Source organism: Ahniella affigens (assembly GCF_003015185.1).
GTDB classification, from domain to species: Bacteria; Pseudomonadota; Gammaproteobacteria; order Xanthomonadales; family Ahniellaceae; genus Ahniella; species Ahniella affigens.
This window is the reverse complement of sequence record NZ_CP027860.1, coordinates 4,786,394-4,800,000: the sequence shown is the minus strand read 5'-3', so window position 1 is coordinate 4,800,000 and position 13,607 is coordinate 4,786,394. Positions and strand designations below refer to the sequence as shown.

The following is a 13,607-nucleotide window of genomic DNA, read 5'->3' as shown; positions in this document are numbered from 1 at the left end:
AAAGGCATAAGCGCGCTTGACTGCGAGATCGACGGATCAAGCAGGTACGAAAGTAGGTCTTAGTGATCCGGTGGTTCTGTATGGAAGGGCCATCGCTCAACGGATAAAAGGTACTCCGGGGATAACAGGCTGATACCGCCCAAGAGTTCATATCGACGGCGGTGTTTGGCACCTCGATGTCGGCTCATCGCATCCTGGGGCTGTAGTCGGTCCCAAGGGTATGGCTGTTCGCCATTTAAAGCGGTACGCGAGCTGGGTTCAGAACGTCGTGAGACAGTTCGGTCCCTATCTGTCGTGGGCGTTGGAGGTTTGAGAGGGGCTGCTCCTAGTACGAGAGGACCGGAGTGGACGTATCTCTGGTGTTCCGGTTGTCACGCCAGTGGCACTGCCGGGTAGCTATATACGGAAGAGATAACCGCTGAAAGCATCTAAGCGGGAAACTCGCCTCAAGATGAGACCTCCCGGGACTTAAGTCCCCTAAAGGAACGATCTAGACTAGGTCGTTGATAGGCTGGGTGTGTACAACCGTAAGGTTCAGCTAACCAGTACTAATGATCCGTGTGGCTTGATCCTATAACCTCAAGACGCTTCAGTTCCTATATGGAACGCTTCCTCAACGAAGCATCCAAAGCATTCCCAAACTGCTTACCGGTAAATCCGAATAAGCAAACTCGTTACGTCCCATCACCCCATGCGAGCACGCGCTCCAACAGCGCGTCTCCAATCGAATCCTTGGCGGCCATAGCGGTGTGGTCCCACCTGTTCCCATCCCGAACACAGAAGTGAAACGCACCCGCGCCGATGGTAGTGTGGCTTAAGCCATGCAAGAGTAGGTCACTGCCAAGGTCCTACAACGAAACGCCCTGTCGACTCTGTCGGCAGGGCGTTTCACTTTGCGCCGAATTGGTCGAATCTGGACGTGGCAATCGAGCCTGGCTCAGATACGCCGCCGATTTTGGCCTCATTGCCGCAGCGCGACGGTCGACATACCGCTTTTCACAACTTCTCGCTACGATCGAACCGCCGGGGTCGGTCCGTCGCATTTGGGAGGCAGTATGCGTTCGAGCGTAGTAGGTTTGCTGTTGTCCACGATCTGCACAGTCAGTGCTGCAGACACCATCACCATTCGCGCCGACGAATGGCTGCCTTACAACGGCCCAGCCAACAAGCGCCCGCCTGGCTACATGATTGAGATGGCCGACCAGATTGCCGCTCTGAATGGCCATCGAATCGAGTACGCCACCATGCCGTGGGACGATGCCGTCGCGGCATCGCGCAAAGGCGACATTGACTGTGTCGTCGGTGCGCTGAAGAGCGATGCCGAAGGGTTCGAATTCCCCACTGCCTCCTGGGGCTCCAACGTCAACGGATTCTTTGGCCTGGAAGAGGTGACCTGGACGTACACTGGGATCGAATCGCTGAGCCAGATTCGATTGGCAGTCATTTCCGGATACTCCTACTCGGAAGAGCTCGATGCCTATATCGAAGCGAACAAGGACGACCCGAGCAAAGTCGTGGTCGTGCAGAGTACCGGCCGCGCCCTGGTGAATGCCGTGTCTCGTCTGGTTGCCGGCAAAGCGGACGTGGTGATCGAAGACGTCAACGTCGCTGCGAGTACGTTCAAACGGATGAGCATGGCTGGTCGCCTGAAGCAGCTTGGCGCACTTGGCGAGCCCGAAGAACTCTATGTCGCCTGCACACCGGCGAATCCCCGGGGCAAGCAATTTGCCGAGATGTTCGACAAGGGGACCACTGAGCTCCGTACGAACGGCCAACTCGCGGAAATCCTGGAAAAATACGGGATCGCAGACTGGCAACCGTAGCGTTCAGCAATCGACGCCAACGCAATTCGGCTCACGCGCCGGGTTGTGGCTTCGCGCTAGCAAACGAATCGGCGAACCTGCAACCGTCCAACGGCAGCGGATACGACCGACCGTCGCGTAACGGCCGAAAACAGGCAGCTGTCTCGTAAAATGCCGCAGTCTGGCCCGCATGCCAACCCGGTATTCCGGAAAGCGGCAGCGGCCGAAGTTCCTGCGGATCGTTCAGCACCAAACTGCTGCTGATGGCGGATGCGGCAAGTGGCAGCGCCTGTTCCGGCGTACCACCAAACACCACGAGCGCCTTCCCAACCAATAATTGGTGCGGCGCCAGCAGATGCTCCAACAATGCGTGTCCGAACACGGTGACTGAGACGTCCCATCGCCCGGTTTCCGGCGCTGGTCGAAAGAAAGCTGGCCAGTCATGCCGATCCCATGCCGAGAGACGAGCGGGATCCGAAAGATGGACGACGACACCCGCTTCATCAAAATGCGTAATCGCCATCTGGGCCCGCGAGCGCTCGCGATCCACCCCCGCCGGAAAGTCCGCAACGTAGCGCTCATTCAACGCTGACTTCAGGCCCGTGTATTCGCGCCAGATCAACGCGTTGAACAGGTCGTGCCAGCTCCCGGGACGCGTCGCGATCTGGCCCTTTCCGAAAATGCGCTGTTCGTAGTGCAGGCCATCGGCAAGCAATTCTTCGTTCTGCAAGACGAATTGCAGCGTCCTGCCCGATTGCCCATGTCGGATTGTCCCCAACTGCAGGTCGATCTGTTCGATCGTTGGCCAAACGGGTCCAGCAAACAAGCTGCGATGCGGCGACAGCGCCTGAAAGCCTGGATGTGCGAACACACTATCCAGGACGTCAGCACGGGCTGGGGCCAAATAACGCATGGGTCCGACCGTCAGTTCGCGGACCTATGACCCGCTTACCAATTCGCCATGCAGATCGTGAGCATCACTCTTCACAACCTTCACGGACACCACATCACCGGCCTTCAGCTTCTGCTTGCCGATTGCGACATAGACACGGCCATCGATCTCGGGTGCATCTGCGGATGACCGACCGACCGCGACCCCATTGCCGATCTCGTCTAGCAGAACTTGCTGCACGCTGCCGATCTTCTTCTTGAGTCGACGCTTGCTGATCTTCGCCTGATGCTTCATGAAGCGCGCGAGTCGCTCTTCCTTGACCGCTTCCGGCACCACCCCTGGCAGTTCATTCGCTTTAGCGCCTGCCACCGGTGAGTAGGCGAACGCACCAACCCGATCCAATTCGGCGGCATCGAGGAACTGCAGCAACTCCTCAAACTCAGCGTCAGTCTCACCCGGAAAACCGACGATAAAGGTGCTGCGCAACGTCAGGTCCGGGCATTCTTTGCGCCAGGCCAGAATACGCTCGAGATTCTTCTCGCCACTCGCCGGGCGCTTCATTAGCTTCAGAATCCGCGGACTCGAGTGCTGCAGCGGCACGTCCAAGTACGGCAGAATCTTGCGCGCCGCCATCAGCGGAATGATCTCGTCGACATGCGGGTAGGGGTAAACGTAGTGCAACCGTGTCCACACGCCGAGCTCCGACAAGCCCTCGCATAGCTCGGTCATCCGCGTCCGATACTCGCGCCCACGCCAACTGCGTGCCTCGTATTTGCGGTCAACGCCATAGGCACTGGTGTCCTGAGAAATCACCAGGAGTTCCTTGACGCCGCCTTTCGCCAGCCGTTCGGCCTCGACTAGGACCTCATCAACCGGACGCGACACGAGATCGCCACGCATCGACGGAATGATGCAAAACGTACACCGGTGGTTGCAGCCCTCGGAGATCTTCAAATACGCGAAGTGCTTCGGCGTCAGTTTGATTCCCTGCGGCGGCACCAGATCCAGAAACGGGTCGTGCTTCGGCGGGAGTTGCTGATGCACCGCGCTCATGACCGTCGCGTAGTCCTGTGGCCCCGAAATCGACAGTACGCCGGGAAACCGCTCTTCGATCAATTGCCGGCGCGCGCCCAGACAACCGGTCACCACTACTTTGCCGTTCTCGGCCATGGCCTCGCCAATGGCATCGAGCGATTCCTCAACAGCAGCGTCGATAAAGCCGCAGGTGTTGACGACCACCAAATCGGCGTCGTCATAAGTTGGAACCACCGAATAGCCCTCGACCCGGAGCTGGGTCAGAATTCGCTCGGAGTCGACCAGCGCCTTGGGACAGCCCAGGCTGACAAAACCGATTTTGGGATCTTTCTGGCTCATGGCTACGGTCCGGCGCAAACGGCCGCGCAGTATAGCGGCCTGGCCCAGTGTCGGATGACTCCAAGCTGCACCCGTGATTCAGACGCGCGCCAAGCTGCCCGCGCGGGGCGCTCGGACCAGTATCCTTGCGTGGTCCGACCCGCCGAGCCTCCAACATGTCTGAATGGATCACCCTCACCGCCGACGATGGCCACACCTTCAGCGCGTTCCTAGCCCGCCCAGCCGGAACGCCGTTGGGCGCCGTGATCGTGTTGCAGGAAGTGTTCGGTGTGAACCATCACATTCGCTGGGTAGCCGAACAGTTTGCCGATCATGGCTTTGTCGCGCTGGCGCCAGCACTGTTCGATCGTGTCGGCGGCAACCTTGACCTCGACTACACCGATACCGGTATCGCGGTCGGTCGCGAAAAGGTAGCTGCCCTGGGATTCGATGCGGCACTACGGGACGTTGCCGCCGCTGCCGCATACCTCGGTGGGTGCGACCGCGTCGGCGTCGTCGGATACTGCTGGGGCGGCACGCTCTGCTTCCTGGCCAATACGCGCTTGGGGCTGACCGCCGTGTCCTACTACGGCGCCCGCAGCCGTCCGTTCTTGCACGAACCGACCAAGGCGCCCCTGCTCATGCATTTTGGCCGCAAGGACCCGCTGATTCCTCAGGACTTCTACGCCGAGCTAGCCGAAAAGCAGCCGACCGTCCCAGTCCATTTCTACGACGCGGGCCATGGGTTCAATTGCAATGAACGCGCCGACTTTCATGCCGAGAGCGCCGCATTGGCATGGCGCCGCACGTTCCGATTCTTCAAGGAGCACCTGCCCGAACCCCTGATGCAAGCGGGCCCAGCGCCGGAACCCGACCTGTTTGAGCTTGACCCGCGACTCGCCGCCGATGCCATGGTCTTGCTGGACTGGCCACTGTGCCGGGTGTTGTTGATGAATGATGCCCGGTTCCCTTGGCTGATTCTGGTGCCGCGCGTGCAGGGGCTGCGCGAGGTTTTGGAGCTGACCGAATCGGAATCCGGGCAATTGATGCGCGAAATCCGTGCCGCCCAAGCGGTCCTGACCGCCTTGTATGAGCCTGACAAGCTCAATGTCGCCGCGCTGGGGAACGTTGTACCGCAGCTGCATGTGCATGTTCTGGCGCGGTTTGAGCAGGATGCCGCCTGGCCGAAACCGGTATTTGGCATTGGCACGGCCCAGCCCTACGCGCCGGGCGCACTCCATGTTGCCGAGAAGACTTTGCGCGAGGCGCTGACGGCAGCCCGGCCGGAGTGATAGCCTAGCTTCACGCCGGATGGGCGGCGCAGCAACTCAGGTAGGTCGGGACCGTGTTCGGATTCATCAAAGGCTTGTTCAAAAAAGAGTCCACTTCGGCACAAGATCGGCGGGAAAAACCGCGGGTCAATGCGCCGCAAGGCACGCGTGTGCTCATTATTGACGACTCCACCACCATCCAGGCGGTGCTGAAGCGACTCTTGCTCCAGAACGGCTACGAAGTCATCGAGGCGCTCGACGCCGAGAAAGGCCTTGAGCTGGCGCGCCAAACGGCGCCGCATCTCATTTTTCTGGACATCATTCTGCCCGGCATGAATGGCTTCGCAGCGCTTCGCCTCCTGCGCCGGGATATCGTCACCAAAGAGACGCCCATCATCATGATGAGCGGCAACGAACAGGCGACGGAGCAGTTTTACGCGCAGCGCATCGGTGCCGACGACTTCATGAAGAAGCCGTTCTCGCGTGCAGAATTGTTTGCGCGCATTGAACGACGATTGGACGTCAACCTGATTCCCCGCCGCACCGCGCAGCCGCCGGCTCCGGACGAACCAACTGGTCCGATCGGCTGAGTCGACACCGGGCGGTTCACGGGCGTTTGCACACTTCGGGCGCAAACCCGGTTCATCGGCACGCGGGTTTCCGCTAAGTTCTGAGCGAATCCGTACAGGGAGCGCGCATGGAGCGTCTGCTTGAGCAGGTCAAAACGACCGATCCAATTTCGGCGGCAAAGTTGCTTGCTGAATTGAGCGACGCCGAAGTCGCCGACATTCTGGTGCAGATGAATCCCGGCTTCGCGATCGAGATCTTGGAGGAATTCCCGGCCGAACGTCGACCCGGTGTCGCCAACGCGGCACCCAATGGCGTCGGTCAACTTTGGCTCAATGACCGCCAGTTTGAAGAAAGCACCGTCGGGCGGTTGATGGAACGGCCGCTCGCCGTGTTTCGTCCCGACACGCAGGTTGCCGAGGTCATCGAAGCATTACGCGAGCTGATCAAAAAGACCTTCGTGGTCTACGTCTTCGTTACCGAGGCGGATGGCCGTCTGGTCGGCGTGGTCGCATTTCGCGAACTATTGTTCGCCGGGCGCGAGCAACCGCTGTCGGCCGTCATGATCAAGAACCCGTTTGCGCTGAAGCCGCATACCCAGCTGGTCGACGCGATGCGTGAAGTCGTCACCCGGCATTATCCGGCTTATCCGGTCTGCGACGATCAAGGCCGGCTGGTTGGTTCGGTGCGTGGTCAGGTGATGTTTGAGCAACAGGCCTTCGAAATCTCTGCGCAGGCGGGCTCCATGGTGGGTGTGGAGAAAGAGGAGCGCCTGGCCACACCGTGGCTGCAATCCTTCAAATTCCGGCATCCATGGTTGCAATTGAACCTGTTGACGGCGTTCATTGCCGCCGGCGTCGTTGGCGTGTTTCAGGACGCCATCAACCAGATCGTGTTGCTCGCTGTGTTTCTGCCAGTGTTGGCAGGGCAATGTGGCAATACCGGGTGTCAGGCCTTGGCGGTGACCCTGCGCGGGATGACGCTTGGCGAACTCAAACCCGGTCAGGCGCGCAGACTGCTCATCAAGGAAATCGGTCTGGGGGCCGGTAACGGCTTTATTGTCGGTTTGGTGGCCGGCACCGGGATGTATTTGATGGCGCACTGGCAGCAGAATCCGAGCGCGCTGATGCTCGCCGCGATCACGGCGTTCTCTATGGCAGCGAGCTGTGCGCTCTCGGGCGCAGCCGGCGCCATGATTCCGCAAATCATGAAGCGGCTCGGTGCCGACCCGGCGACGGCGTCGAGCATCTTTCTGACGACCGCCACCGATGTCGTCAGCATGGGGGTGTTCCTGAGTTTGTCGACCTGGTTGGTGCTTGGTGGCTGAACGGCTGATCGGGATGGGACTGGGCGAGATGTGCTCGCTCACTGCCGCTGCCACGTGGGCGGTCGGGGTGGTGATTTACCGAAAGCTCGGCGCCCGGATCCCGCCGATGCGCCTCAATCTGCTGAAGAACTTGCTGGTGCTGGCGGCGATTCTGCCGCTTGCCTGGGTATTCGCCGGCGCCGAAGGTCTGCACCTGTCTTACCCGGAATGGGGCCTGGTGCTGACGAGCGGCTTTCTCGGCATCGGCGTGGCCGACACGTTGTATTTCTATGCATTGAATGAGCTCGGCGCTGCGCGGATGGGCATCGTCGGGAACCTGTACAGCCCATTTGTGATTCTCCTGTCCTACCTGTTTCTGAGTGAGCGCTTGGGCATCGCGCAGCTGGTCGGGTTTGCGTTGGTGGCTGGCGGTGTCTTGATGATCAGCACCGGTACCTCATTCGCGGGCCAAAGCAGTGCCCGGTTCAAGCCGTTGCTGCTTGGCGTGCTGTCGATTGCGCTGATGGCCGGGTCGGTCGTGATGGTCAAGCGTGTCCTGGAGACGCATTCGCTCTGGTGGGTTTCGGCGGTCCGGGTTGGAGCCGGCGCCTTAGGGTTGTTTCTGGTGTTGACCTTGCTCCGCGATCCCAAAGCTGCCGAACGCACCCCCATGAGTGCGCGCGACTGGCGCCTCCTGGCCTTGGGGGCATTGATCGGGCAGCTGTTGTCGATGGTGTTCTGGCTGGCCGGCTACAAGTACACCACTGCTTCGGTCGCGGCCATTCTGAACGAAACGGCCTCGGCGTTCATTGTGCTGTTTGCCTGGCTGGCGCTTGGCGAGCAGATCAATCGCCGCAAGATCATCGGCCTGGCGCTGACCCTGACGGGCGTGTCATTGATGTTGGCGCTCGGTCGGGGCTGATTCGGATCACCGTCGCCGACGCCTGCGCCGGCAGCGCGCCGACTACCCATAAAAATCGGCATAAGTCGGCGGCTGGGCGCCTTCTGCCCGCGGGTTTCCTCCACGGTTCGGGCCGGGGTTGCTACCCTATAGCCCTTGTTTCCCCAAGACCCAGAACGCTCCCATGCAGATTCAGTCCGTACACGCCCGAGAGATTCTCGACTCGCGCGGCAATCCCACGCTCGAAGCTGAGATCACCCTGGCCGATGGTTCGTTCGGTCGCGCTGCCGTTCCGAGCGGTGCCAGTACCGGTGCCCGTGAAGCGGTTGAGCTTCGCGATGGCGACAAGACGCGTTATCTCGGCAAAGGCGTCCAGAAAGCAGTTGCCAACGTCAACACGACCATCGCCCAGGCCATTGTCGGCTTCGATGCGGCTGATCAAGCCGGCCTGGATCAGCGACTCATTGCGCTGGATGGCACCGATAACAAGGGCAAGCTCGGCGCCAACGCGCTGCTCGCCGTGTCGCTGGCTAACGCGCATGCCTGGGCCTCCTGCCGCAAGCTGCCTCTGTGGCGGCATCTGCTCGGCACGGAAGCGGGCCGTCTGCCGGTCCCAATGATGAACATCATTAACGGCGGCGCGCATGCCGACAACAATGTCGACCTGCAGGAATTCATGGTCATGCCAGTGGGTCTGCCGAGCTTTGCGGAGGCGCTCCGGTCCGGCACTGAAATCTTTCATGCGCTGAAAAGCGTGCTGAAGGGCCGCGGGCTTGCAACGGCGGTTGGCGACGAAGGGGGCTTCGCGCCGGATTTGCGCTCCAATGAGGAAGCAATCGAGACGATTCTCGAAGCGATCAACAAAGCCGGTTATCGGGTTGGCCAAGACGTCTATCTCGCGCTCGATGCCGCCGCGTCCGAGTTCCACAAGGACGACGGCAAGTATCACTTGACCGGCGAGGGCAAGAAACTCTCTGCCGAACAGATGGTCGAATTCTGGGCTGGCTGGTGTGCCAAGTACCCAATCATCTCGATCGAAGATGGCATGGCCGAAGACGATTGGGCGGGCTGGAAACAACTGAGCACGAAACTGGCATCCAGCGTGCAGCTGGTCGGCGACGATCTGTTTGTTACCAATCCGAGCATTTTCAAGCAGGGCATCGAGCAAGAGATCGGCAACGCGATTCTGATCAAGGTCAACCAGATCGGCACCTTGAGCGAAACGCTCGAAGCCATCGCCATGGCAGCGGCGAACCGTTACGCATCGATCATTTCGCATCGCTCGGGCGAGACCGAAGATGTGACGATCGCGGACCTCGCTGTGGCCACTACGGCAACGCAGATCAAGACCGGCTCATTGTGCCGTACCGACCGGGTCGCCAAGTACAACCAGTTGCTGCGCATCGAGGCGGCACTAGGCGCCAACGCGCAGTACGCGGGTCGGCAGGCGTTTCCGAATCTTCCCGGCTTCAAGTTCTGACACGAGCCAGACCTCATGTGGCGTTGGCTCTTTCTGTTGCTGATGGTTCTGGCGGTAGCGCTGCAGATGAAGCTGCGCTATGGCCAGGGCGGGCATCAGGATGTGGCCAATCTGCAAGCCCGCGTGGCCAAGCAGCGGGCCGAGAATCAGGGGCTGAAGAGCCGCAATCAGGAACTCGCGGCCGACGTCAAAGACTTGCAGTCCGGCGGTCAGGCGATTGAAGAGCGGGCCCGATTGGAACTCGGCATGATCAAGCCGGGCGAAGTGTTCTATCAGGTTATCGACGCCGACCCGAACGCGCCACCGGAATCCGTCACGCCATCCGATCATGCACCGTAACGCTTGGTTCGCCGGTGCCGAGGCGGCATTGTGCGCCAATGACCCGATCCAGAAGATCGCGCTGACCCGCGCACTTCCAAATCTGCTGGACACTCCCGCTGGCGCGCCCGCACAAGTGCCAAGTCCCGTGCGGCGGATTCCGGTGCCGGGTCGTCCGGAACGGCCCGCGCTCGTGGCCCCACGGCAGTTGCAGGCACGCAAGCTGGGTTCGATTCCGGGCCGCGCCGCACTGGTTCACGCCGTGGCCCATATTGAATTCAACGCGATCAATCTTGCTCTGGACGCGATCTACCGCTTTCGCGACTTGCCGGATGCCTACTACATCGACTGGCTGTCGGTGGCGCTCGACGAAGCCCGTCATTTCGAAATCCTGACGCAGCGCTTACAGACCCTCGGATTCCAATACGGGGATTTTCCCGCCCACAATGGCCTGTGGCAGGCCGCGCTTGATACCGATCACGACCCGCTGATCCGGATGGCGCTTGTCCCGCGCGTGCTCGAAGCGCGTGGCTTGGATGTCACGCCGGGCATGATTGCGCGTCTGGAAGAAGTGGGTGATGCGGAGACCGTGGCCTGCCTTCGCGTGATATTGGCGGAGGAACTGAACCACGTCGCCATTGGGACGCGGTGGTACCGGTACCTGTGCGCCAAGACCGGTATTGCCGACAGTGAAGGTCATTTTCTGGACTTGCTGGCGCAATACAGCCCGGGCGCGATCAGACCGCCGTTCAATGAGCCGGCGCGCAAGGCGGCAGGATTCAGCGCGCGCGAGCAGGCCGGACTCGAACGTTTGGGCATGCCGTCGCCCCCTGACCGCCTTACCAACCACCCGCCCGGCTTTGCCCGTTCCGAAAGGGAGTAATGACCGCACGCGTTCCGCGAAGCCAGGCCGCTCGCTGCCCTCCCGTGAACACGTCGGCGCAATGCCACTTACCCAGCCTGCGATGGCCGTCACAGAGTCCATCCAGCGTCAGTGCGATTCGACGATGTGCTGCTCACAAATTTTCGTGACAAACGGCATACTCAGGCGGTACGTGTCGGGTGGGCTGGCAGGCTTTCCGTTCGTCTTGCCAAGCGGCGGGCGCGAAACTTGCTGATGACTCTTGAAACCCTGAGCGCGCCTCGAGTTTCGAAGCGAGCAGCTGGGTGCCCGTCGCGCTGTTCAGCCTGGAGTCTGGAACACCCCCAATATGTCGTCTTCTGCTGCCAACCTGCCGGACCAAGACCACATTGCCGCCCAGATCGGCGTGCAGTGGCGGGCATTGGCGGACAATTGGGATCAAGATCAGGCCGAGCAGTTGGCCGAAACCATCGACGGCTGCCTGGAACGCGCTGAAGGCGATCTGATCACCCGATTGGGCGATCTGGCTGCCTATCTGGCGACCTTTGCCGAAACGGGTCGGGAGCCCAACACCGCACAGCGCATTCGCCTGACCGAACTGGTCGATGCGCTGGCCAAGCCGTTGCCGGAGCATGTGCCAGCTGTCCAAACGGTCAGCTCCGAGCCCATCGTGCTCAGCAAGGCGCAGGCGCGCCCGGCACGCGCCCGGGTGGCGCGCAACACGATCTGTTTGCTTGGGGTGAGCGATGCGCTCTGCCCGGGGCTGATCGCCAGCTTGGGCGAGCGCCACTACGATATTCATGCATTTTCGGATGCCCGCGGCCTGCGCGAATTCCTGGGCACAACCATTCCGGGTGTGCTGATGGTGACCGCGCACGATCTTCGCGTGATTCCCGCCCTGGCCACGCTTTGGCGGGAATCGAGCGCTCCACCGTCCATTGTTGCGGTGTCGACGGCGCGCGATCTGACCCATCGGCTCTTGGCCATGCGTATGGGCTGCGCGGCGTTTTTCCCTGGGCCGCTTGACGCTTATCAGATCGTCGCCCGGGTCGACGAACTGTTGGGTCGCCAGGAGTTGCCGCCGTACCGGGTGCTATTGGTCGAGGACGATCGCGATCTGGCGGTGCAATGCGGACACTGGATCGCCAGCGAAGGCATGACCGCGCGCATTGCGTCCTATGGCAGCGCCGCCATCGCCGCATTGGGTGAATTTCAACCCGATCTGGTGCTGATCGATGCCACCCTGCCCGATGCGCGTGGGATCGACTTGGTGCAGGTCATTCGGCAGCAACCGGAACAGGCCACGCTGCCGATCGTGCTGCTGACCACGATTGGTGATGCTGCCGAGCGGTTCGATGCGATCGCCGCGGGTGCCGACGAGGTCCTGGTCAAACCCTTGAAACCGCGGCATGTAATCGGCGTGATTCGCTCGCGCGTGCAGCGCGCGGTGTGGTTGCGCAGTCAGGCCGAGGCCACGCAGGCGCGTGATCCGAAGACCGGGTTTTACCCGCGCGGCTTGGTGTTGGAGCGTATTCCACCGCGTCTCGGCACCCGCGGGTCGGTGCTGCTGTTGCTGGCGTTCGATGATCTGGAACTGGTGCGCCGATCTTTGGGGAGCACCGGGCTGGCCAATGCCGATGTCGAGATCGGCCGCCGCATTGGGCCGATGTTGGCGCCGCACGACCTAGTCTGCGCGCTCCGTGATGGCGCTTGGTTGCTCCTGATGACCAGAGAACGGCAAGACGCATTGGAGCAGGTCGCCGAACGACTGCGTTTTTCGGTGGCAGAGAAACCGTTTGCCAGCCAGGGCGGGCCGATCAGCATTCGCGCCAGCGTGGCGGTGGTCGACCTCGAAGCCGAAACCGTCGATGTCGAAGGGGCCGTGCAAGCGGCCGATGCCGGCATCGAGAGTGCCCAGCGCCGCGGCGGTGATCAGGTCTATTGGTCGGACGGCAATACGACCATGCCTATGGACCCGAGCCTCGCCGTGCGCGCGGTGCTGAGCCGCGGGCTCGATGCCCGCCACTGCCGCGCTGAATACCGGCCGCTGGTCCCGCTGAAAGGCAGTCTGCATGGGCAGTTCGAATTTGAGTTCTACCTGATCAGCACCAGCGATCTTCGCGCCCGGGCGGGCTATACGCTCTGCACGCATATCGCTGCCGAGCTTGGCATGCGGAACGTGTTTGAGCGCGCCCGGCTGCGCGAAGCAATGCGTGCGCGCCAGGATGCCCGTGCTGACCGGCAGTCGCTGCGGCTGACCTTGCCCATGCTGGCCGACTGGCTGCTGGACGGGGCGGAGCTGGATTGGCTGATGGCACAGTTTGAAGAGCGGCGTCTGTCGGGCAGCGGCTTCACATTTGAGTTTCCGAGCGCTGAGTTGCTCGACCACCGGGACGCGTTGACGGCCGCGTTCACGCGTCTCCGTGCTGCCGGTGTGCGGATAGGCGTGTCCGATTACGGGCGCGATTTCGCCGCCATCCACATTCTGTCCTCTCTGACGGTCGATTCAGTACGCCTGGACGAAGAGCTGGTGGAGGCGTGTGCCAGTTCAAACTCGGTCAATCCGACGCTGCAGGCCCTAATCCGTAAGGCGCATCAGCTTGGCGCCACGGTCACGGCTCCGGCGATGCGCTCGCCCGAGCGTGCCCACGTGTTGTTGCGACTGGGTGTTGATTACGGCATTGGGGATGCCTTTGGCCCGGCTACCGGCAGCCCGGATTTCGATTTCAATCGGCCGCTCTGGTAATTCGAGGTCGGCGCATCGGCCGAATGGGGGCTGGCAGCGTCGATGACTGCCTCGAACCGCCATTTCGGGTGCGGCAAAGTGTGAACTGGCTCACAAAAGACCGTCTCCA

The 13,607-nt window shown here is 61.4% G+C and carries 11 protein-coding genes and 2 rRNA genes (1 of these 13 cut by a window edge); 11 read left to right on the top strand and 2 right to left on the bottom strand.

Annotated features, from left to right (window positions below; all coding sequences use genetic code 11):
- The 3 genes from C7S18_RS18505 to C7S18_RS18495 form a co-directional block, all read left to right on the top strand.
- Window positions 1-573: ribosomal RNA gene (locus tag C7S18_RS18505) — 23S ribosomal RNA — on the top strand (it extends 2,298 nt beyond the left edge of the window).
- Between the two features lie 158 nt (window positions 574-731).
- Window positions 732-846, top strand: a 5S ribosomal RNA gene (gene rrf, locus C7S18_RS18500).
- A gap of 209 nt (window positions 847-1,055) precedes the next feature.
- Complete coding sequence (locus tag C7S18_RS18495) at window positions 1,056-1,823, top strand: substrate-binding periplasmic protein (RefSeq protein ID WP_106892960.1); 768 nt, start codon at window positions 1,056-1,058, stop codon at window positions 1,821-1,823.
- 31 nt (window positions 1,824-1,854) lie between these two features.
- Here the strand turns inward: C7S18_RS18495 and C7S18_RS18490 are convergent, their stop codons facing one another.
- Together C7S18_RS18490 and rimO are read right to left on the bottom strand one after the other, a co-directional pair.
- On the bottom strand, window positions 1,855-2,715 hold the full coding sequence (locus C7S18_RS18490; protein ID WP_106892959.1) for a DUF3025 domain-containing protein: 861 nt from the start codon (window positions 2,713-2,715) through the stop codon (window positions 1,855-1,857).
- A 24-nt stretch (window positions 2,716-2,739) separates the two neighbouring features.
- Entirely contained in the window at window positions 2,740-4,068 is a 1,329-nt protein-coding gene (rimO, locus tag C7S18_RS18485; RefSeq protein ID WP_106892958.1) for a 30S ribosomal protein S12 methylthiotransferase RimO, read from the bottom strand.
- Between the two features lie 155 nt (window positions 4,069-4,223).
- Between rimO and C7S18_RS18480 the strand changes: the two genes are divergently transcribed.
- The 8 genes from C7S18_RS18480 to C7S18_RS18445 all read left to right on the top strand — a co-directional run bounded on the left by C7S18_RS18480 (window position 4,224) and on the right by C7S18_RS18445 (window position 13,498).
- Window positions 4,224-5,339: a dienelactone hydrolase family protein gene (locus C7S18_RS18480; RefSeq protein WP_106892957.1), complete on the top strand. Its 1,116-nt coding sequence runs from the start codon at window positions 4,224-4,226 to the stop codon at window positions 5,337-5,339.
- Between the two features lie 53 nt (window positions 5,340-5,392).
- The gene (locus C7S18_RS18475) at window positions 5,393-5,908 is read left to right on the top strand and encodes a response regulator (RefSeq protein WP_240623929.1); all 516 of its coding nucleotides are present in this window, start codon (window positions 5,393-5,395) and stop codon (window positions 5,906-5,908) included.
- 107 nt (window positions 5,909-6,015) lie between these two features.
- Window positions 6,016-7,212 (top strand): magnesium transporter, encoded by a 1,197-nt coding sequence (locus C7S18_RS18470; RefSeq protein ID WP_106892956.1) that lies wholly within the window; start codon window positions 6,016-6,018, stop codon window positions 7,210-7,212.
- Window positions 7,205-8,113 carry a DMT family transporter gene (locus C7S18_RS18465; protein WP_106892955.1) on the top strand — a complete coding sequence of 303 codons (909 nt, stop codon included), beginning with the start codon at window positions 7,205-7,207 and terminating at the stop codon, window positions 8,111-8,113. The genes C7S18_RS18470 and C7S18_RS18465 overlap by 8 nt, the downstream gene beginning before the upstream one ends.
- 163 nt (window positions 8,114-8,276) lie before the next feature.
- A complete protein-coding gene (gene eno / locus C7S18_RS18460) occupies window positions 8,277-9,572 on the top strand; it encodes a phosphopyruvate hydratase (RefSeq protein ID WP_106892954.1) in 1,296 nt (431 codons plus the stop codon).
- Window positions 9,573-9,587: 15 nt separating this feature from the next.
- A complete protein-coding gene (ftsB, locus tag C7S18_RS18455; RefSeq protein ID WP_106892953.1) occupies window positions 9,588-9,911 on the top strand; it encodes a cell division protein FtsB in 324 nt (107 codons plus the stop codon).
- Complete coding sequence (locus C7S18_RS18450) at window positions 9,901-10,773, top strand: ferritin-like domain-containing protein (RefSeq protein WP_106892952.1); 873 nt, start codon at window positions 9,901-9,903, stop codon at window positions 10,771-10,773. The genes ftsB and C7S18_RS18450 overlap by 11 nt, the downstream gene beginning before the upstream one ends.
- A 328-nt stretch (window positions 10,774-11,101) precedes the next feature.
- Entirely contained in the window at window positions 11,102-13,498 is a 2,397-nt protein-coding gene (locus tag C7S18_RS18445; RefSeq protein WP_106892951.1) for an EAL domain-containing protein, read from the top strand.
- Window positions 13,499-13,607: the final 109 nt, after the last annotated feature.

What these genes read in the sequence shown, in the direction of transcription:
- C7S18_RS18445 (WP_106892951.1), top strand. Translation starts at nt 11,102, where the DNA reads ATGTCGTCTTCTGCTGCCAACCTGCCGGACCAAGACCACATTGCCGCC.
- rimO (WP_106892958.1), bottom strand. Translation starts at nt 4,068, where the DNA reads ATGAGCCAGAAAGATCCCAAAATCGGTTTTGTCAGCCTGGGCTGTCCC.
- C7S18_RS18495 (WP_106892960.1), top strand. Translation starts at nt 1,056, where the DNA reads ATGCGTTCGAGCGTAGTAGGTTTGCTGTTGTCCACGATCTGCACAGTC.
- C7S18_RS18450 (WP_106892952.1), top strand. Translation starts at nt 9,901, where the DNA reads ATGCACCGTAACGCTTGGTTCGCCGGTGCCGAGGCGGCATTGTGCGCC.
- C7S18_RS18490 (WP_106892959.1), bottom strand. Translation starts at nt 2,715, where the DNA reads ATGCGTTATTTGGCCCCAGCCCGTGCTGACGTCCTGGATAGTGTGTTC.
- C7S18_RS18480 (WP_106892957.1), top strand. Translation starts at nt 4,224, where the DNA reads ATGTCTGAATGGATCACCCTCACCGCCGACGATGGCCACACCTTCAGC.
- ftsB (WP_106892953.1), top strand. Translation starts at nt 9,588, where the DNA reads ATGTGGCGTTGGCTCTTTCTGTTGCTGATGGTTCTGGCGGTAGCGCTG.
- eno (WP_106892954.1), top strand. Translation starts at nt 8,277, where the DNA reads ATGCAGATTCAGTCCGTACACGCCCGAGAGATTCTCGACTCGCGCGGC.
- C7S18_RS18470 (WP_106892956.1), top strand. Translation starts at nt 6,016, where the DNA reads ATGGAGCGTCTGCTTGAGCAGGTCAAAACGACCGATCCAATTTCGGCG.